The following is a 19,564-nucleotide window of genomic DNA, read 5'->3' on the forward strand; positions in this document are numbered from 1 at the left end:
TCCGTTATTGTCAGGGTTGCAGTTCGCGCACAGGCCGCACTTCCACACTGCCGACCCTGGCGGCGGGGATGCCCTTGGCGATGTTCAGCGCCTCGTTGAGGTCGCGGGCATCCACCAGATAGAAGCCGGCCAGTTGCTCCTTGGTCTCGGCGAACGGGCCATCGGTGAGGCTCATCTGCCCATTGCGCACACGCACCGTGGTGGCGGTCTGCACCGACTTCAGCGCCTCGGCCGCGAGCATGCGCCCGCCGCCCTGCAGGGATTCGGCGTACGCCATGCACTCGGCGTCTTCCGGGCTGTCGGGCAGGCTGTGCAGCAGCCCTTCGTCACAATAGACCAGGCACAGGTATTTCATGGTCGCCTCCAGGGCATTGGCACAGTGCGTTTGGCGATATCGGCTCAGGGCTTGAGATCGAACAGGGCTTTCTGGGTTTCCATGTCGAAGGGTGCCGACCAGTGTTCGTGGATCACCTGCCATTGCCCGCCTTGGCGGCGATAGCCGACCGTGACGCGCATGAAGCCACACTGGCTCTCGTCATCGGACGGGCCGCAGCGGTTCAGCCAATGGGCCAGGCCCAGGTCGCCGTCGGCGTACACGGTGAGTTCGGCCAGTTCGAAGACCATCGGGCCGGTGCAAAAGCCCATGCACATTTCCCAGTGGGCCTGGTAGGTGGCTTTGCCTTTGAATTGCAGTGCCTTGATGGCATCGAAGGCGACGATGTCGTCGGCATAGGGGGCGGTGATGGCCTGGATGTCGCGGTCGCGCACGGCTTGCATCCAGCGGTCGATCAGTTGGCGGATTTCGTTTTCGGCTGAGGTGCTCATCGGGGTGCTCCGATCGTTTGAGGTTTTGGCACAGATTTGGGCTGGGCCTTCAACTCTGGTCGAACGGTAGGCGGGGGAATCGACAGGGTGGTGAAATTATTTTTGTTGCCGGAAAGAAAGGGTTGGGCCGGCAGGTGCATGCCTGGAGTTGTGTAGCGCCCATGAGATCGAGCGCCGCCCGCGCGGCGCTTCGCGGGGCAAGTCGGATCGCCGCACCGCCGCTCCCACATCTGTTTCGGGCCAGTGAGGCCTGTGGCATTTGCGCGCGACCGCCTTGTTGGTCCGACGCGATATTGAGACGGGCACCAAGGGGCCGCGCGCCAATGCCTCAGGAATAACTGGCCCGAAACAAATGTAGATACTCTGTTAGCGGTCAAGCTTTTCTGAGGTGTTCAGAGCTGAAAAGCTTGGCCGAATGAAATGGCTCATCCCCGTGCATGCACGCCCAGATGCCAGTCAGGTACTTGCGCATGACAGCAGCAATAGCCTGCATTTTCTTCTTGCCCCTGCTGATCAGCGACTCGTAAAAGGCTTTTGCATAAGGGTCGCAGCGCACTGCGGTCAATGCAGGCATATACATGGCAGCCCTTAAATAGGCATGCACCCCTGCCTACACTGCCGAACTGGCGAGAATAAATTCACGATACCCCGAAACAATCACATAAACCGCGAAATAGCAGAAGATCGCCGCCGACAACAGGTACGACCAGGTCAGCAGCCGGTCGCCAAGCAAGCGCCCGCCATGGCTGGCAATACCACACAGGCTCAGACACCAGACCAACCCAGCAGCAAAAAAGCCGCTAAGGAACAACCCGGCATCCAGCAAACTGCCACCGCCGGAGCGTGAAATCAGCACCCCACCGACAGCCGCGAACCACAAAATCGCGGTGGGTGACGACATGGCCAAAAAGATCCCACGCAAAAACTCGCGCCAACCGGACTCCACCACCACGTCTGCCCGCGCCTCCATGTGCCCGCCGCGCCACGCGGCCAGCAGCATCTTCACCGCAAACCACACCAGCAGCGCCGAACCGCCCAGCCACAAGGTCCAGCGCACGCTTTCGAACTGCAACAGCACGGTCATCCCGGCCAGCGCGGCAACGGCATAGATCAAGTCACCCACGCAAGTCCCAAGCCCCAGCCAGAAACCTTTGAGAAAACCACGCTGCATGGCCAAGGTGATCATGGCGATGTTGGCGATGCCGATGTCCAGACACAGGGACAGGCTGAGGAGAAATCCATTGGAAAAAGGCATTGAGCACTCGATGACCGGCCAATTAAGCGCCGTAGAGCCTGCCACGAGTGATCACTCGATTGAAAGCGCAAATTCCCAATGACAGTGGGCGCGGTACCCCCTGATGCCAATCAAGCTCAGTCGATGCCCGCCAGCACGCGCGCATACAGCGCCCGATCCACATTCGCCCCGCTAAGCACCACGGCCACCCGCCTACCGGCTTGTCGCTCGCGCTCCTGCATCAACGCCGCCAGCGCCGCAGCCCCTGCACCTTCGGCAGTATTGTGCGTGGCTTCGTGGTACAGCCGCATGGCCTCGGCGACTTCACTGTCGGTGACCCGCACGATGCGCGCGGCATGCTCGCACACCAAGGCGAACGCCTCCGGGTGCGGCACGCGGCAGGCCATGCCATCGGCGAAGGTCTGGGCGGTGGCGGTGGTGACGATGCGGCCCAGTTCGAAACTTTGCGCATAGGCATCGGCAGCACTGGACACCACCCCCACGATCTCGGTCTTCAACCCCAGCAGGTTGCGTGCCTGGATCAGCCCGCAGATCCCCGACCCCATGCCGATCGGCACGTACACGCTGTCCAGGTCAGACACCGCCTCGAGCAGCTCCAGGGCATACGTGGCCACGCCGCGCACCAGCTCCGGGTGAAACGACGGCACCATCGCGTACCCCAATTCATCAGCCAGCCGGGCAGCCTCTTCACGGGCCACATCAAAATCGACACCGTGCTCCACCAGTTCGGCGCCGAGGGCGCGCATGGCGGCGTTCTTTTCGGTGGAATTGCCTTCAGGCACCACAATCACCAAGGGGATGCCAGCCTGGCGGGCAGCCAGTGCCATGCTCTGGCCGTGATTGCCACGCGTGGCGGTGACCAGGCCGCGCGGCGGCTTGCCGCCCGCCAGCAGCGAGCGCACGTAGACCAACCCGCCACGCACCTTGAATGCACCGGTGGGCGCGTGGTTCTCGTGCTTTACCCACACCTGGCAGCCCAGCCGTTCGGCCAGCAAAGGCCAGGCGTGCTGCGGTGTTGCAGGCACGTGCTGGTGAACGAAATCGGCGGCTTCGCGCAGGGCATTCAGGTCGAACATGGCGATCATCCCTCTTCGGTAGGTGGTTGATCCGATCCTAAGCCCCGGGCATTGTATGGGTACAACCTTATATTGCATGGGTAGCAATTTCGTGTGGATCCCAACGCTCGCAAACGATGACCAGCCCCGCTACCTGGCATTGGTCGATGCGATCGCCGATGCCATCGAGCGCGGCGAGCTCAAGGTCGGTGACCGCCTGCCACCGCAACGGCGCCTGGCCTGGAAACTCGACCTGAACCCCAGCACCACCCAGCAGGCCTACCGGGAAGCTGCCGCCCGCCACCTGGTGGCCGGCGAAGTCGGCCGCGGCACCTACGTGCTGGCAGGCAGCAAGGAAGCGACCCTGTTTCGCCTCAAACACCAAGACGGGCCAAAGCCGCTGATCGACCTGTCGACCAACGTACCGGTGGCCGACCCGCACAATCAGGACCTGCAGCGCAGCCTGCACAGCGTGCTGGAGCAGCGCGACAGCAGCCTGCTGGATCACTACCTGGGCCCCGAGCAACTGCTGCGCGGCCGTATTCAGGGCGCGCACTGGCTGGCCAAGCGTGGCTTGGCGTTGGCCCCGGACGAGTTACTGCTCAGTGGCGGCGCTCAGCAGGCACTGACCCTGGTGCTGCAGTCGTTCTGCCAGGCCGGTGAACCGGTCATGCTCGAAGCCTTGACCGCACCTGGCATCAAGGCAGCCTGCCGACAGCTACGCCTGCCCGTGCATGGCGTGGCACTGGACAGCCAAGGCCTGCGGCCCGACGACCTTGACCGTGTCACACGCGCCAGCGGTGCCCGCGTACTGGTAACCACACCGACCCTGCACAACCCCACGGGCGCCTGCATGGATGACGCCCGCCGCGAAGCGCTCGCGGCGGTCGTCAAACGCCTGGGGCTGCTGGTGATCGAGGATGACGTGTATGGCGCACTCAGCGACCGACCGCCGCTGTACCCACTGCTGGGCGAGCAAGGGGTGCTCATCAGCAGCTTGTCCAAGACGGTGGCAGCAGGTTTGCGTGTAGGGTGGATTGCGGCCAACCCACAGCTGCTTGCACACATCGACCCGCACGCCCAGGCGAGTCACTGGCCGGTGTCGCCACTGAACCTGCATATCGCCTGCCAGTGGATAGAAGATGGCACCGCAGCGCTGCGGCTGGCCTGGCAACGTGCTGAAATTACCGAGCGCTGGCGCCTCGCGCGAAAGCTGCTGGGCGATGGGTTGCACAACACAGGCCAGCCTTCGCCGCACGCGTGGCTGGCCACACCGCAAGGTGCAGAGGGGGTGGTCAAGCAGTGTCGCGAACGGGGCGTGGAGGTTGTACCGGCCAGTGTGTTCGCCATTGGCGCCAGCGAGGTGCAGGCCGTGCGTATCAGCCTGTCGGCGGCCGCCAGCCGGGCTGAACTGAAACAAGGGCTGGAGGTGGTGCGGCAGGTGCTTTCCAGTGAATGAACCGGGAGAAGCCTGCAACCTCTTCGCGTCGGCGCGGCGCGAAGAGGCCGCTGACCTTGAACGATCAACCCTGCTGGCAACCCTCGCCCATGGCGCGGTACTGAATGGTGTGCACCTGGCCCTGGTGGTCTTCATAGGTCATGGTTGCAGGTACCACTTCGCAAACATTGGGGATGGTCGACAGGTTGATGACCCGTTTGATATCCAGGTTCATGGAGTAGTCATACTGCTGGGCCACAGGCTGGTTGGAGACAGGTTGGACCTCATCGGCGAGGGCGAACGAGGACATACCGACCAATGCAAGAATCAGTAATGGTTTCATGTGGGAGTGCCTATAAAGCAATCAAGCTGATCGATTGACTTCTAATGCCGTCATTGGCGCGGAGAAGTTGTCATCGACTGCAAAGATGACACGAAGTACCGATCCCGCTTCGTCGTACTGCTGGTGGGATGAGTAAAAGTCTACTCCGGGTTGGCAATAGTTGAACCCCGAAGTCGGATATTCACCCTTGCCGGATTTGCAACAATCTGCGACATAATGGGCGGTATATAGTGGCGTAGAGCCGTTGGTTGGTCTCTGCCCGACCAGGCCGATTCAACAAGGGAAATGCGCGATTTCTGATTACCTGTGTTGCTCAAGGCTGCTCGACCCTGAACGACGCCTGCTCGATCACTTCTACCGCCAGCACGGCTCGCGCATGCGCTCGGCCAGTGACGGCGAACTGTGGGTGGCGCGTGCCAATTGCATTATTGCAGGGCTGAACTTGACCCCGGTGGGCGATGGCTACTGGCTTACCGGGCTGTTCGTCGACCCGCAACAGCGCAGCCAAGGTGTGGCTGGGCGGCTGGTCGAAGCCGCGCTGGCGCAGGCCGTTGGGCCGACTTGGCTGTTCTGCCACCCCGACCTTGTGCCCTTCTACCAGCGCCTTGGCTTCGACACGGCAACCGCGCTGCCAGAACCCCTGGCTGCCCGCCTGCAGCGCTACCAGCGCAGCAAGCCGCTGGTGGCCCTGCAGCGTGGTCAGTCGTCGCTGGCGTCCAACCCGGGGAACAGCACCTCGGTGTAACCGAATTTGGCGAAGTCCTGGATGCGCGAGGGGTAAAGCCGGCCGATCAGGTGGTCGCACTCGTGCTGCACCACCCGCGCATGGAAGCCATCGGCAAAACGGTTGATCGGGTTGCCTTGCGGGTCGAGCCCTTCATAGCGAATGTGCTTGTAGCGCGGCACCACGCCGCGCAATCCGGGTACCGACAGGCAGCCCTCCCAACCGTCCTCGACCTCGGTGGTCATCGGCGTGATCACCGGGTTGATCAGGATGGTCTGCGGCACCGCTTCGGCATCGGGGTAACGCTCGCTGCGTTCGAAGCCGAAAATCACCAGTTGCAGGTCGATGCCAATCTGCGGTGCGGCCAGGCCCACACCCCCGACATGGCGCATGGTCTCAAACATGTCGTCGATCAACTGCTGGAGTTCGGCGCTGCCGATCAGGTGTTCGGGCACGGGCGGGGCGATGCGCAGCAGGCGTTCGTCGCCCATCTTGAGAATGTCACGGATCATCTGGGGTTCGGCTCGGAAGGTTGATGCTGGCTCGGTTGCGGGTGTTCGTGGCCCAGCACGGTCAGGGTTTCCTGGGGTTTTTCACCGTCGAAATCCTTCTCGCCAGGGTTCTTGCCCTCGGCCGACATGTGCTCGATCACCGCGTTCATTTCCGCGCCGAGCAACAGCACAGCGGCGGAAATATAGAAATACAGCAACAGCACGATGATTGCACCGATGCTGCCGTACATGGCGTTGTAATCGGCAAAGGTTTTGACGTAGTAGGCAAACCCCAGGGAGGCGACGATCCACACCACCACCGCCAGCACCGAGCCTGGGGTGATGAAGCGAAACTTCTGCTTCACATCCGGCATCACGTAGTAGATCAAGGCCACCGCTACCATCATCAGGATGATGATCGCCGGCCAGCGCAGGATGGTCCAGACCGTGACGATGACCTCCTGCATGCCGACCTGGGCGGCAATCCACTCCATCACCTGCGGCCCGAGCACCATCAGCGCTGCCGCAGCCAGCAGCATGCCGGCGATGCCCACGGTGTAGAAGATGGACAGCGGTATGCGCTTCCACACCGGGCGGCCTTCCGGCACATCGTAAGCGGCGTTCATGGCGCTCATCATCAAGCGCACACCCGCCGAAGCGGTCCACAGGGCAATCACGATACCCACCGACAACAGCCCGCCCTTGGACTGTTGCAACTGGTCGATCACCGGGTTCACCTGCTCCAGCGCCTGGGGCGGCAGCACCAGTTCCGATTGCAGGCGCAACCAGGAGAAGAAGTCTGGCAAATGCAGGAAACCGATCAGGGCAATCAGGAACAACAGGAAGGGGAACAGCGAAAACAGCATCTGGTAAGCCAGCGCGGACGCATAGGTGGACATCTCGTCGTCAAGGAACTCCTTGACGGTGCGCACCAGCACGCGGTGCAAGGGCAGGCCCTGCAGGGCGGAAAATATCATAGCGTCTCCTTTCGCCGCTCGATCGATACAACAGGCAAGTCTAATAGACCACGCCGTTGCCGTGCTGCTCCCGAGGGTTATAAAGAAAATGCCTACGTAACTGGGCCCAGGCATTCGCGGGCAAGCCCGCCCCCACCGGCTACGTGCTACCTGCAGGGGCGGGCTTGCCCGCGAATCGATGGAACGCTCAATACGGCATCAAGGCTTTTTCACGGCATCCTTGACGTCACCCTTGATCTGCTGCGCTTCACCCTTGAGTTCCTGGGCCTTGCCTTCAGCCTTGAGCTTGTCGTTGTCGGTCACCTTGCCGACGCCCTGTTTCACGTTACCGATTGCTTCGTTGGCCAAGCCTTTCGCTTTGTCTTTAGTACCGCTCATGGCAAAACTCCTGCAAATGGAGACACGTGAACCGTGTCGACAGTCTGTGGACCCAGGGCCTTTCGCAAGAGTTTCAACCAATTTCACCCGAACAAGCCGAGCGGCAAATCTGCGTGCGAATATCGCACCCATTTACCCCGCCCAACTGCCCAGTACCTGCCGGCTGCCCTAGAATCGCGGCATACGCCCGCCCACATAGGGCAGGCCAGTCATAAAAACAACGATTTTCGGAAAACCCGCCCCCATGCGTCTGATGCCTGTGCTCGTGGCCCTGCTGCCACTGCTTCCCCTGCCCACCCTTGCCGCCTCGCCGGCCGTAACCGAAACCCTGCGCGTCGACCGCTATGCCGACGACGGCCAACCCGGCAGCCTGCGCTGGGCAATCGAGACCAACAACCACAACCCCGGCCACTACCGCATCGAAATCGCTGCGGTCGGCCAGGCGCCTTATGTCATCCGCCCGACGCGCGCGCTGCCTGAAATCAAAGGGCCGGTGCGCATCACCGGCCAGGCGTGGGCCCGCGACGGCCAGTACATCGCCATCGACGGCTCGGGCTACATCAAGGACCAGGGTGTGCACACCTGCCCCGGCGCTCTGCCCGGCCAGTTCGGCACCAACGTGCGCACCACCACCCACCCAGGCCTGGTGCTGCGCGACACCCAGGGCGTGCACCTGAGCGGCCTGGAAGTGCGCAACTTCTGCATTGGCATCCTGGTCAATCGCGCCAGTGGCAACGTCATCGAAGACAACCGCGTCATCGCCAACAAGGGCGGCGCTGGCATCATGCTGACCGGCGACGACGGTGCCGGCAACCCGACTGCAACCACCACGGTCAACAACAAGGTGCTGCGCAACCAGCTGATCGACAACGGCGACGGCCTGGAACTGACCCGCGGCGCAGCCTTCAACCTGGTGGCCGACAACCTGTTCCGTTCCACGGCGGCCAACCCAGAGCCCTCCCAGGGCATCGAAATTCTGCTGGGCAACGACAACAGCGTGGTCCGCAACCGTTTCGAGAACTACTCCGACGGCCTGCAGATCAACTGGGGCAACCGCAACTATTTGGGCGCCAATACCTTCAGCGGCAACTCGATCGGTGTCAGCGTCACCGGCGAGGGCAACATGCTCGATGGCAACCTGATCCACGGCAACCGCATCGGCGTGGCCCTGCGCCCGGAGCCGGCAATCACCGCCACCCGCCTGAGCGCCAACCGTATCTGGGGCAACAGCCAGGACATCCGCCGCTGCGAGGCTGGCGGCTCTTGCGTACCAGACCAGCGCACCGGCGCTATCGTGTTCGGCGTGCCGGCGCAGGCGCATGCGTTGTACGTGGGGTCGCGCGGGGTGGGGGCGGAGCTGGCGAAGAAGGACCAGGCGATCATCTGCAATGCCCAGGGTGAACCCAAGCCGTGCCAGCCGTTGCCTAATCACAACCAGCAACCACCACGGCTGATGGCGCTGGAGGGGAACGTGATCCGCGGTGAGGTGCAGGGGCCGGCGTCGAGCCTGTTGCGCGTCGAGTTGTTCGGCAATGCGCAAGCAACGGGCAGCGAAGCGGAGCAGTATCTCGGGGAAGTGCTGGTGAACAGCGATGCCAAGGGGCAGGCGCGGTTTGCCCAGGTGCTGGAGAACAGTGCCGGGCTGCACAGCTTCACGGCGACCGTGACCACGGCCGACGGGGCGACTTCCGAGTTGAGCCTGCCGGTTCGTCGCTGAGGCAACCGGCCTCTTCGCGTGTTTACAGACGAAGAGGCCGGCCCAGGCAAACCTTGATCAGCCACCCGCCACCCCTCACAATGCAGGCCTTATCAAGCGTCAACCCGCAGGAACCTGCATGAAACTCGACAAACCCGCCGCCATCGCACGGCGTAACGAAGCACTGGCCCGGCCAGTACTGACCAGCAGCAACACCCTGTTCGCTATCCTCGACCCGAAACGCAACCTGTGGTGGTTCGAGGTGCCGGTAGCGTTGCTGGGCAAGGGCCAGCCCGATTGGGTCAACCTGCTGCTGCACACCCCCGACACCGATGAACTACAGCACCTGAAGGTGCCGACCAACTTCCTCAAGGCTCACCTGGAGCAGATGGAAGTGCGCAAGCCCGGCAAGCGCCGCTCGACCATCAGCCTGGCCCTGAGCGCCGACCGCGATTCGCTGCTGCGCGACACCCGCCCAGGTGGCGAGCAGCTGGACTTCCGGACCTTCGTGCAGGACTGATCAGGCCCGCTCGATGCGATCGTCATGGATGACGATGCGGCCTTGCTTGAACAACGCACCAATGGCCTTCTTGAAGTTGCCCTTGCTGACGTTGAACAGCTTGCTGATCACTGCCGGGTCGCTCTTGTCGCACACCGGCAGCATGCCGCCTTCGGCTTCAAGGCGCTGCATGATCAGCTCTTGCAGGCTGTCCGCCAGGGCGGCGCCCACTGGCTGCAGGCTCAGGGCGATCTTGCCGTCGTGGCGAATCTCTTTGATGAAGCCCTTCTCGTGCATGCCCGAGCGCAGGAACTTGAACACTTCGTTCTTGTGGATCAGGCCCCAGTGGCGGTTGTTGATGATCGCCTTGAAGCCCATAGGCGTCTCGCCCGCCACCAGCAGCTCGACCGGCTGGCCCACCTGGTAATCGGCCGGGGTGCGGTCCAGGTAGCGGTCCAGGCGCGCCGTTGCGGTGATGCGGCGGGTGCGCTTGTCGAGGTAGGCGTGCACCACGCAGTAGTCACCGATCTTCAGCGGCTGCAACTCTTCCGAGTAAGGCATCAGCAGGTCTTTGGGCAGGCCCCAGTCCAGGAAGATGCCGGCGCCGTTGATGTCCTTGACCTTGAGGCTGGCGAACTCACCGACCTGCACCTTGGGCTTCTCGGTGGTGGCAATCAGCTGGTCTTCGCTGTCCAGGTAAATGAACACGTTCAACCAATCGTCGACCTCGGTCTCGGCGTTCTTCGGGATGTAGCGCCCCGGCAGCAGGATCTCGCCATCGGCGCCGCCGTCCAGGTACAGGCCGAATTCCACGTGTTTAACGATTTGCAAACTGTTGTAACGCCCAAGCAGAGCCATTTCCGATGTTCCTCAAGACAAGACGGCTATTCTACACCCGAAGCCGCCGCGCTGCCTGACCGCTGATTCGGTGGAACCGCCACCTTACCCTTGCGTCTACTGACTGGCAGCCACTGCAAGGATCAGCACATGCTTTCACGCCTGTTCAAGCCCCTGCTCATCGCCGTGGCGTTCGCCCTGGCCCTGGCGGCGTGCAGCCGCATAGACCTGGCCTACCGCAACCTCGACCGCCTGGTGCCGTGGTCGCTGGGCGACTATCTGGACATGAACCGCGAGCAGAAAGTACTGCTCGACGAGCGCCTCAAGCAGCACTTGGCCTGGCATTGCAAAACCCAGCTGCCCAGCTACCTCGACTGGCTGGACCGGGTGCGCACCATGGTCGCCGAGGACCAGGTGACCGACCAGGCGTTGCAGCAACGCACCCGCGAAGCGCGCGCGGCCATAGGCCGTGTAGCCGAAGAGATCACCCCTTCCGCTACCGAATTGTTACGTGGCATGAGCGACGCCCAGGTGGCAGAAATGCGCCAGGCCTTCCGCGACGACATCAGCGAGCGACAAAAGAAGTATGTCGACACGCCCTTGCCCAAGCAGATTGCCCGCCGTACCGAACGCATGGAAAAACGCCTGACGCCGTGGCTGGGTGAGCTCAGTGCGGCGCAGCGGCTGCGGGTGCAAGCCTGGTCACAGGCGCTGGGCGACCAGAACCGCCAGTGGATCGCCAACCGCGCGCATTGGCAGCAACAGCTGGTGCTGGCGATGGACCAGCGTAGCGACGCCAGCTTCGAACCACGCCTGGCGCAATTGCTACAGCGCAAGGAGAGCCTGTGGACGCCGGCATATCGCATGGCCTACCAGAACACCGAGCAACAGGCGCGCACGTTGCTGGTCGACCTGATGCAACTGAGTACCCCGGCGCAGCGCCAGTTGCTGCAGCAGCGGCTGGGCAAGGTGCGGAATGATTTCAGTGAGTTGAAGTGTTTGAAGGGCTGACATGCTGGGGCCGCAAAGCGGCCCCGGGTTCACCGCAACTTGCGCCGATACGGAAACACATCGATCACCTTCCCCTCACGAATCGTCGCCTGCAGCCCCTTCCAGTAATCCGCGTCATACAACTCCCCATGCAACCGGCTGAACAGCCGCCGCTGGCCCATATCGGCAAACAGGAACGGCGGAAACTCCTCGGGGAACACATCATGCGGCCCGATCGAGTACCACGGCTCGCCCGACATCTCGTCCTCCGGGTAGCGCGGCGGTGGAATATGGCGGAAGTTCACCTCGGTCAGAAAGCAGATCTCGTCATAGTCGTAGAACACCACCCGGCCATGGCGGGTGACGCCGAAGTTCTTCAGCAGCATGTCGCCGGGGAAGATATTCGCCGCCGCCAGTTGCTTGATGGCCAGGCCGTAATCCTCCAGCGCCTCGAGCACCTGCCCTTCACTGGCGTGTTCCAGGTACAGGTTGAGGGGCGTCATGCGCCGCTCGGTCCAGCAGTGGCGGATCAGCACCGTGTCACCCTCCAACGCGACCGTGGACGGCGCCACCTCCAGCAACTCGGCCAGGCACTGCGGCTCGAACTTGCTCTGCGGAAAGCGGAAATCAGCGAATTCCTGGGTATCGGCCATGCGCCCTACCCGATCGACACTCTTCACCAGCCGGTACTTGTCGATCACGGTGGCGCGGTCGACCGTCTTCGAGGGCGCGAACCGGTCCTTGATGATCTTGAACACCGTATTGAAGCCCGGCAGGGTGAACACGCTCATGACCATCCCGCGCACCCCCGGGGCCATGATGAAACGGTCGTCGCTGCTGGCCAGGTGGTTGATCAACGCCCGGTAAAACTCCGACTTGCCATGCTTGTAGAAACCAATCGAGGTGTACAGCTCGGCAATGTGCTTGCCCGGCAGGATGCGCTTGAGGAAGTTGACGAACTCCGCCGGCACCGGCACATCGACCATGAAATAAGACCGGGTGAAGGAGAAGATGATCGACACCTCGGCCTCGTCGGTGATCAGCGCATCGGCCTCGATGCCATGGCCTTCGCGGTGCAGCAAGGGGATCACCAACGGCCACTGTTCGTCGGGGGTGTACAGGCGGCCGACCAGGTAAGCGCCCTTGTTGCGGTACAGCACCGGCGAGAACAGCTCGACTGCCAGTGCCGGGTCCTTGCACACCCAGTCCGGCAGGCATTCGCGCAGTTGTTCTTCCAGGCGCGTCAGGTCGCCTTCCAGGTCACCATAGGGCACATCGAACGGGTAGTCGGCGAAGATCGCCCGCAGCAAGCCTTTGAGACCATCGCCAAGTGCGTAGGTGCGGGTTTGCGCGGCGCGCTCGTGGCTGCGCATCGACGGCCGGGTGGTGTGGATGAACATGCAGCCGTCGCTGATCTGGTCATGGCTGAACAGGCTGCAGAACAGCGAGTTGTACCAGGTCTCGGACAACTCATCGTCGAGCCGTGGGTCGATCAGGCGAATGTAGGCGCTCTTGACCAGCGGCCACTGCTCCACCTCCAGCAATACATCCTCGGCGAAGCGCTGGCGTAGCCAGCCGTTGGCCTCGGCCACCTTCTCTTCATACAGGTTGATACGCGCCGCTGCTGCGCGCTGGATGTCTTGCCAGCGCGCTTGCTCGAAGCGCTCACGGGCACCGAGGGTGATGCGCCGAAAGTGCTCGCGGTAGTCATCGAAGCCGTCGAGGATCATCCGGGCGATTTCGCCGGCGGGCCAGTGCTGGTGCATGCGAGGCATCTCGTTGCAGGGTGAGATACACAGCTTAGCCGGTCCCTTGCCCGCGAAAGGGCGCGCACCGATTCACTGCGCAAGAAAGCACAAGAATCCCGCTCCCCCCTGGCGTAAACTCGCGCCCTGCCCAAAACCCGGAGACCGTTGTGAGCCCCATCGCCCTAGCCCGCCTGCTGACCCTTGCCGCTGTCTGGGGGGCGAGCTTTTTGTTCATGCGCATCATCGCCCCCGAACTCGGCACCGTGCCGACTGCGTTTTTCCGGGTGTCGATTGCCTGCCTAGGGCTGATCGCCATCCTCGCCGCCGCGCGGGTACGCTGGGACTTCCAGGGCAAACTCGGCGCCTGCCTGGTATTGGGCATGATCAACTCGGGCATCCCGGCCACTTTCTACTCCGTGGCCGCGCAAGTACTGCCCGCCGGCTACTCGGCGATCTTCAACGCCACCACACCGCTGATGGGCGTGCTGATCGGCGTGCTGTTCTTCCGCGAACCGATGACCCTGCCCAAACTCTGCGGCATCTTCCTGGGCCTGTTCGGCGTCGGCATCCTCAGCGGCGCCGGCCCCGTCGCCCTGGACATGGCCCTGCTACAAGGCGCCCTCGCCTGCCTGGCGGCCACCACCTGTTATGGTTTTGCCGGCTTCCTCGCCCGCCGCTGGGTCAGCGGCCTGGACAGCCGCCTCTCGGCCCTGGGCAGCATGCTCGGCGCAACCTTGCTGCTGAGCCCGCTGTTCGCCTGGAGCGCGCTGACCCAGCCACCCGCCAGCTGGGGTGGCTGGAACGCGTGGCTGTCGCTGCTCGGGTTGGGCCTGCTGTGCACCGCATTCGCGTATATCCTGTACTTCCGTCTGCTGGAAGAAATCGGCCCGGTCAAGGCCAGCACCGTGACCTTCCTGATCCCGGTATTCGGCGTGTTGTGGGGCGCGTGGTTGCTGGACGAGCCGCTGTCGATGGCGCACCTGTACGGCGGGCTGCTGATTGGCGCCGCCCTATGGCTGGTGCTGCGCCCGGCACGCAAATGAAGCAGGAGCCACGATGAGCGATGCATACAAGAAGGTGTTGTTCCGCCTGCAGCAGGACGCGGACGGCTACCCGCCCGCCTCGGTCGAGGGCCTGTGGGCCAAGGCAACAGAGGGCGGCTACGAAGTCGACAACATCCCGTTCTATGTCTACGGCATTGCACCGGGCGACATCATTGGCACGCGGGACGAAGCAGGTGAAACCTGGTTCGACGCCTTGCGCAGCAGCGGCGGCCGCTCGGTGTTCCGGGTGATCGTCAAGCCACCGGAAACCCTCGACCAAGTGCGCACGGCACTGGAGGATTTCGGCTGCAAATGCGAAGCGGAACAGGCAGTGAGGATGCTCGCTGTCGAAGTCGCCACACAGCGCTCGCTCGACACCTTGCTTTACTACCTGCTGACCCAGCGCGAAGCCGACCTGCTGGACTTCGAGGAAGGCGTACTACGGCACACCATCCCCGAAGAATTCCGCTAAAGGCTTACGCCTCGGCCAATTGCGCAGCCGGCTTGCGGAACACGAACAGCAAGCCCACCACGATCAGCCCCATCCCCAGCAGGCTCAGCGGTGCCAGGCGGTTACCGAAGATCAGGAAGTCCATCACCGCCGTCACCGCAGGCACCAGGTAGAACAGGCTGGTGACGTTGACCAGGTTGCCCTTGGCGATCAGGCGATACAGCAGCAAGGTCGCCAGCAACGACACCACCAGCCCCATCCACAACAGCGCACCGACGAAACCACCGCTCCACTGCACCTGCAACGGCTGCAACGGCGCGAACAGCGCGCACAGGGCAAACCCTGCCAGGTACTGCAGCGGCAGCGTGCCCATGGGGTTGTCGGTGATGCGTTTTTGCAGGATCGAGCCAAAGGTCATGCTGCCCAACGCCAGCAGCGCAAACAGCATGCCGGCCAGGGACACCCCGCCAAGGTTGATGCTCTGATAGACCACCATCACCAGCCCGGCAAGGCCCAACCCCAGGCCGAACAACCGGCTCCAGGAGCGCTGACGCTCCATCAGTACCACAGTAAGGATCGGCTGCACCCCCATCACCGTGGCCATGACGCCGGGGGTGACATGGGTATTGAGCGCCAACAGATAGAAGATCTGATAGGCCCCCAGCAGCACACAGCCGGTGCCCAGGGCGCGCACAATCGCCCCGCGACTGCGCGGCCAGCGCAAGCCCAGCAACGGGCCGATCAGCAACAGGCCGGCGAGTGCCAGCGCCGAGCGCAATAGCAGGAAGGCGAACGGGCTGGCGTGCGCCAGGCCCAGCTTGGAGACGATTGCCCCGCTGCTCCACAGCAGGACGAACAGGCTGGTGGTGGCCGCCGAGGCCACGGATGCTTTGGAAATGACAGACATGTAGTGCCACCTTTCGGGCGAATAAGCCGAACGGAGGGCGAACTTTCAGCGAGGGAAGTAGCCGACCGTGTTCAGTAGGTTGCGGGTGCGGTGGGATGCGGCAAAAAGCCGATCAGCCCAGCACGACCACGCAGCGAGGCGGAGCTACGCCGCCTACAACGCCACTGACAGGTGGTGGGTAGTGACTGATCATGGCCGGCTGCTGGCTGCCACGCACGACACTGCCCGCGACTGGCGCGAGGGCAAAGCATGTGGTGGAAGGGATGGCAGGCATGAACAGGTCTTCGGATGAGATCAATGGCCTGGACTATAGCCCGGCGTTTTCTGGCTGGCAACTCGCTAAACCGACCGATGCAGGGGCGGCCGCTGGTTAATTTTTCACCGCCTTGGCTCGTCTGAATGCGAAACGCCGCACGCATTCACCCGCTCCGAGGACCCCCAATGAACGCAAAAACCTGGCTCTACCGGCCAGCCCAGATCACCTGCCTGCTGCTGGTCAGCGCCTACGCCCACGCGGCCAAGCCAGGTGACGTATTCCAGGACTGCAAGGACTGCCCAGAGATGGTAGTGCTGCCCGCCGGCAGCTACGTGATGGGCGCCCCCGACGACGAAGTCGGCCGCCAGCCCGACGAAGGCCCGCTGCATACCGTGACCTTTGCCAAGCCATTCGCCATGAGCCGCTACCAGGTCACCGCTGGCGAGCTGGACGCTTATATCAAGGCCACCGGCACCGTCATCAAGAGCGGCGACGACCGCCCCGGCCGCTGGTGCGAGGCCAGCAAGCCAACCTACAAACAAACCGCCCGCCAACCTGCGGTGTGCGTCGACTATGACGAAGTCCAGGCCTACACCGCATGGCTGGCGAAAAAAACCGGCAAACCGTACCGCATGGTCAGCGAGGCCGAACGCGAATACGCCGCCCGCGGCGGCTCCACCGGCCCGTTCCCCTTCCCCTTCGATGAGCCGGGCAAGTACGAAATCAGCAAGCACGCCAACACCTATGGCCCCCGCGATGGCTACACCTTCACCGCCCCCGTGGGCAGCTACCCGGCCAATGCCTTCGGCATGTACGACATGCACGGCAACGTCTACGAATGGGTCGCCGACTGCTACCACGAAAGCTACGAAGGCGCCCCCAGCGACGGCAGCGCCTGGGTCCAGGACCCCACGTGCATCCGCGCGCACATGCGCGGCAACGACTGGGGTGAGCCACCGATCTTCTCGCGCTCGGCCAACCGCAATGACCGGCTGAAAACCACCCGTGGTGATTTTCTCGGTTTCCGCGTAGCACGCGAACTCTGAAACGTGTGACACGGTTAACGCTGCGCCTGCGAAAAAAACAGTCAATAAGAATCGTTCCGGTTTTTCACAGGTGCTGCGTCACATACAGCACATAGAAAAAAACCCCTCTGCCAACGAGAACGCAACCCGATGTCCAAGCCCTTGCCCAGTGCGCTCAACCCGCTCGCCAAAGCCTTACTGATTCGTCATTCGCTTCGTCCCCGGCATGCGCTGTCACGCATCGGCATGGGCCTGGCGCTGTCTAGCGCGCTGGTTTTCCAGGTGCAGGCGCAGGAGTGGACGCTGGATATCCCGGCGCAGTCGATGAACTCCGCGCTGCAGGCGCTGGCCAAGCAGACGGATACGCAGCTGCTGTACAGCCCGGAAGACATTGGCGGGCTGCGGTCTTCGGCGCTGAAGGGGCGGCATGATCTGCAGTCGTCGTTGCGGATTCTGTTGCAGGGGACGGGGCTGCGGTATCAGATTGATGGTAATACCGTGACCGTGACGGCCAGCGCGGCGGCAAAAGACGGCCAAATCGAACTGTCAGCGACCAATGTGAACAGTGCCGGGCTGGGCGAAACCACGGAAGGAACGGGCTCCTACACAACGGGAGTTACCAGCACGGCCACCAAGATGAACCTTTCTATTCGCGAAACGCCCCAGACCATTACAGTGGTTACGCGTCAACGCATGGACGACCAGCATCTGGGCAGCATGAACGAGGTCCTGACCCAGACCCCTGGCATCACCATGTCGCAGGATGGTGGCGAACGCTTCAACATTTATTCTCGCGGTAGCGCTATCAATATCTATCAGTTTGATGGTGTGACGACCTATCAGGATAACCAGACGCGTAACATGCCCAGTACGCTTATGGACGTGGGGTTGTACGACCGTATCGAAATCGTCCGTGGCGCAACCGGCCTGATGACGGGGGCAGGTGACCCCAGTGCCGTGGTCAACGTGATCCGCAAGCGTCCAACACGCGAATTCAAATCTCACATTCAGGCAGGCGTTGGCTCTTGGGACTACTACCGCGCAGAAGCTGACGTCTCTGGCCCGCTGACGGATGACGGTCGAGTTCGGGGGCGCTTCTTTGCCGCCAAGCAGGACAACCACACGTTCATGGACTGGTACACGCAAGACCGAGATGTCTTGTACGGTGTTGTTGAAGCTGATGTAACAGACACCACAGTGGCTCGGTTCGGGATTGATCGCCAGACTTACAAAGTCAACGGTGCACCGGGTGTACCTATCATTTACACCAACGGCCAACCCACAAACTTTTCCCGCTCGACCAGTTCTGATGCACGTTGGGGTTACGACGATTACACGACGACCAATTACACATTTGGCCTTGAGCAGCAACTGGCCCACGACTGGCAATTCAAGCTGGCGGCTGCCTACATGGATGTTGACCGTGATTCGTTTTCATCCTATTACTCGACTACGACCAACCGCTCTTATCTGGAGCTCGATGGTTCAACCGAAATCAGCGCAGGTATCGTGACTGCCAAACAGCACCAAAAAGGCGTCGACGCCACGCTCCAGGGGCCATTCCAACTGTTGGGGCAAACACACGAACTGATAGTTGGGTATAACTATCTCGAGTACGAAAATAAACACCGGGGTGATTCTGGACCCGATGTGAATATCAATTTTTACGATTGGGATAACCAGACCCCCAAACCGGGTGATGACGAAATCATTCCCGGCATTCAGTACAATATTTCCAACCGCCAGTCCGGCTATTTTGTGGCGAGCCGCTTTAATTTGACCGATGATCTGCATCTGATTCTCGGGGCACGGGCGTCCAATTATCGGTTCGACTACGCCCTGTGGCGTATTGGTAATGAACCCGCGCCTTACAAAATGGTAGAACGCGGTGTCGTCACGCCGTATGCAGGCATCGTCTATGACCTGACGAATGAGCAATCCGTCTATGCCAGCTACACCGACATTTTCAAGCCACAGAATAACGTAGATATCACAGGCAAACCGCTTGATCCTGAAGTCGGCAAGAACTACGAGTTAGGTTGGAAAGGTGAGTTCCTCGAGGGCCGGCTGAACGCCAACATTGCGTTGTACATGGTCAAGCGAGACAACCTGGCCGAGTCGACCAATGAAGTGGTTCCTGACTCGGGTGGTCTCATCGCTTCTCGCGCAGTTGACGGTGCAGAAACCAAAGGTGTGGACGTAGAATTGTCGGGCGAAGTGCTGCCCGGCTGGAATGTCTTTACCGGCTATAGTCATACCCGCACCGAAGATGCTGACGGCAAGCGCCTGACCCCGCAACTACCGATGGACACCTTCCGCTTCTGGAACACTTACCGACTGCCTGGCGAGTGGGAAAAACTGACCCTGGGCGGTGGTGTGAACTGGAACTCGAAATCCACGCTGAACTTTGCCCGCTACAACAGCCATGTGACCCAGGATGACTACTTCGTCACCAGCCTGATGGCGCGCTACCGGATCAATGAGAGCCTTGCCGCCACCTTGAACGTCAATAATATTTTCGACAAGAAGTACTACGCTGGCATGGCTGGCAGTTATGGTCATTACGGGGCACCACGCAACGCCACGGTAACACTGCGCTACGACTTCTGAGGCTCGTTGGCCAGAA

General features: G+C 62.0%; 21 protein-coding genes. 9 read left to right on the forward strand and 12 right to left on the reverse strand.

Going from position 1 to position 19,564, the window contains the following annotated elements; translation table 11 throughout:
- Positions 1-10 precede the first annotated feature (10 nt).
- From LJX93_RS19675 to LJX93_RS19695, 5 genes are all read right to left on the reverse strand, one after another.
- Complete coding sequence (locus tag LJX93_RS19675) at positions 11-355, reverse strand: YciI family protein (protein ID WP_033699692.1); 345 nt, start codon at positions 353-355, stop codon at positions 11-13.
- Between the two features lie 44 nt (positions 356-399).
- Entirely contained in the window at positions 400-825 is a 426-nt protein-coding gene (locus tag LJX93_RS19680) for a YybH family protein (RefSeq protein WP_047583801.1), read from the reverse strand.
- Positions 826-1,198: 373 nt separating this feature from the next.
- On the reverse strand, positions 1,199-1,399 hold the full coding sequence (locus tag LJX93_RS19685; protein WP_410011004.1) for a hypothetical protein: 201 nt from the start codon (positions 1,397-1,399) through the stop codon (positions 1,199-1,201).
- A 36-nt stretch (positions 1,400-1,435) separates the two neighbouring features.
- Positions 1,436-2,080, reverse strand: a complete 645-nt coding sequence (locus LJX93_RS19690; protein ID WP_033699695.1) for a LysE family translocator — start codon at positions 2,078-2,080, stop codon at positions 1,436-1,438.
- A 116-nt stretch (positions 2,081-2,196) separates the two neighbouring features.
- Positions 2,197-3,156, reverse strand: coding sequence for a threonine dehydratase (locus LJX93_RS19695; protein WP_033700196.1), 960 nt, complete (start codon positions 3,154-3,156; stop codon positions 2,197-2,199).
- 76 nt (positions 3,157-3,232) lie between these two features.
- Here LJX93_RS19695 and LJX93_RS19700 point away from each other — a divergent pair, with 76 nt between their 5' ends.
- Positions 3,233-4,594 (forward strand): PLP-dependent aminotransferase family protein, encoded by a 1,362-nt coding sequence (locus LJX93_RS19700; protein ID WP_084213374.1) that lies wholly within the window; start codon positions 3,233-3,235, stop codon positions 4,592-4,594.
- Between the two features lie 64 nt (positions 4,595-4,658).
- Here the strand turns inward: LJX93_RS19700 and LJX93_RS19705 are convergent, their stop codons facing one another.
- Positions 4,659-4,916, reverse strand: coding sequence for a DUF2790 domain-containing protein (locus LJX93_RS19705; protein ID WP_033699696.1), 258 nt, complete (start codon positions 4,914-4,916; stop codon positions 4,659-4,661).
- A gap of 376 nt (positions 4,917-5,292) precedes the next feature.
- Here LJX93_RS19705 and LJX93_RS19710 point away from each other — a divergent pair, with 376 nt between their 5' ends.
- Positions 5,293-5,661, forward strand: coding sequence for a GNAT family N-acetyltransferase (locus LJX93_RS19710; protein WP_033699697.1), 369 nt, complete (start codon positions 5,293-5,295; stop codon positions 5,659-5,661).
- On the opposite strand, the gene def is transcribed toward LJX93_RS19710, so the two are convergent.
- The 3 genes from def to LJX93_RS19725 form a co-directional block, all read right to left on the reverse strand.
- Positions 5,616-6,152, reverse strand: a complete 537-nt coding sequence (def, locus tag LJX93_RS19715) for a peptide deformylase (RefSeq protein ID WP_033699698.1) — start codon at positions 6,150-6,152, stop codon at positions 5,616-5,618. The genes LJX93_RS19710 and def overlap by 46 nt on opposite strands.
- A complete protein-coding gene (locus LJX93_RS19720; protein WP_033699699.1) occupies positions 6,149-7,108 on the reverse strand; it encodes a YihY/virulence factor BrkB family protein in 960 nt (319 codons plus the stop codon). The genes def and LJX93_RS19720 overlap by 4 nt, the downstream gene beginning before the upstream one ends.
- A gap of 198 nt (positions 7,109-7,306) precedes the next feature.
- Positions 7,307-7,486 (reverse strand): CsbD family protein, encoded by a 180-nt coding sequence (locus LJX93_RS19725; protein ID WP_033699700.1) that lies wholly within the window; start codon positions 7,484-7,486, stop codon positions 7,307-7,309.
- A 244-nt stretch (positions 7,487-7,730) separates the two neighbouring features.
- On the opposite strand from LJX93_RS19725, the gene LJX93_RS19730 reads away from it, so the two are divergent.
- On the forward strand, positions 7,731-9,203 hold the full coding sequence (locus LJX93_RS19730) for a nitrous oxide reductase family maturation protein NosD (RefSeq protein WP_227696301.1): 1,473 nt from the start codon (positions 7,731-7,733) through the stop codon (positions 9,201-9,203).
- 118 nt (positions 9,204-9,321) lie between these two features.
- Positions 9,322-9,702 (forward strand): hypothetical protein, encoded by a 381-nt coding sequence (locus tag LJX93_RS19735; protein WP_033699702.1) that lies wholly within the window; start codon positions 9,322-9,324, stop codon positions 9,700-9,702.
- Here LJX93_RS19735 and LJX93_RS19740 read toward each other — a convergent pair whose 3' ends face one another.
- Complete coding sequence (locus LJX93_RS19740; RefSeq protein ID WP_033699704.1) at positions 9,703-10,539, reverse strand: S1 RNA-binding domain-containing protein; 837 nt, start codon at positions 10,537-10,539, stop codon at positions 9,703-9,705. It abuts the gene before it with no gap.
- 129 nt (positions 10,540-10,668) lie between these two features.
- On the opposite strand from LJX93_RS19740, the gene LJX93_RS19745 reads away from it, so the two are divergent.
- The gene (locus tag LJX93_RS19745; protein WP_033699705.1) at positions 10,669-11,529 is read left to right on the forward strand and encodes a DUF6279 family lipoprotein; all 861 of its coding nucleotides are present in this window, start codon (positions 10,669-10,671) and stop codon (positions 11,527-11,529) included.
- 29 nt (positions 11,530-11,558) lie between these two features.
- On the opposite strand, the gene aceK is transcribed toward LJX93_RS19745, so the two are convergent.
- A complete protein-coding gene (gene aceK / locus LJX93_RS19750) occupies positions 11,559-13,274 on the reverse strand; it encodes a bifunctional isocitrate dehydrogenase kinase/phosphatase (protein WP_156311266.1) in 1,716 nt (571 codons plus the stop codon).
- Between the two features lie 149 nt (positions 13,275-13,423).
- Between aceK and LJX93_RS19755 the strand changes: the two genes are divergently transcribed.
- Positions 13,424-14,299, forward strand: coding sequence for a DMT family transporter (locus LJX93_RS19755; protein WP_227696302.1), 876 nt, complete (start codon positions 13,424-13,426; stop codon positions 14,297-14,299).
- 13 nt (positions 14,300-14,312) lie between these two features.
- Entirely contained in the window at positions 14,313-14,771 is a 459-nt protein-coding gene (locus LJX93_RS19760) for a DUF4265 domain-containing protein (RefSeq protein WP_033699708.1), read from the forward strand.
- 4 nt (positions 14,772-14,775) lie between these two features.
- On the opposite strand, the gene LJX93_RS19765 is transcribed toward LJX93_RS19760, so the two are convergent.
- Positions 14,776-15,657: a DMT family transporter gene (locus LJX93_RS19765; protein ID WP_047583795.1), complete on the reverse strand. Its 882-nt coding sequence runs from the start codon at positions 15,655-15,657 to the stop codon at positions 14,776-14,778.
- A 441-nt stretch (positions 15,658-16,098) separates the two neighbouring features.
- Here LJX93_RS19765 and LJX93_RS19770 point away from each other — a divergent pair, with 441 nt between their 5' ends.
- A complete protein-coding gene (locus tag LJX93_RS19770) occupies positions 16,099-16,959 on the forward strand; it encodes a formylglycine-generating enzyme family protein (RefSeq protein WP_077068505.1) in 861 nt (286 codons plus the stop codon).
- Between the two features lie 129 nt (positions 16,960-17,088).
- Positions 17,089-19,548, forward strand: coding sequence for a TonB-dependent siderophore receptor (locus tag LJX93_RS19775; RefSeq protein WP_033699711.1), 2,460 nt, complete (start codon positions 17,089-17,091; stop codon positions 19,546-19,548).
- The last annotated feature ends 16 nt before the right edge of the window (positions 19,549-19,564 follow it).

It is taken from the genome of Pseudomonas sp. HN2-3, assembly GCF_020691745.1.
In the GTDB taxonomy this organism is placed as follows: Bacteria; Pseudomonadota; Gammaproteobacteria; order Pseudomonadales; family Pseudomonadaceae; genus Aquipseudomonas; species Aquipseudomonas capeferrum.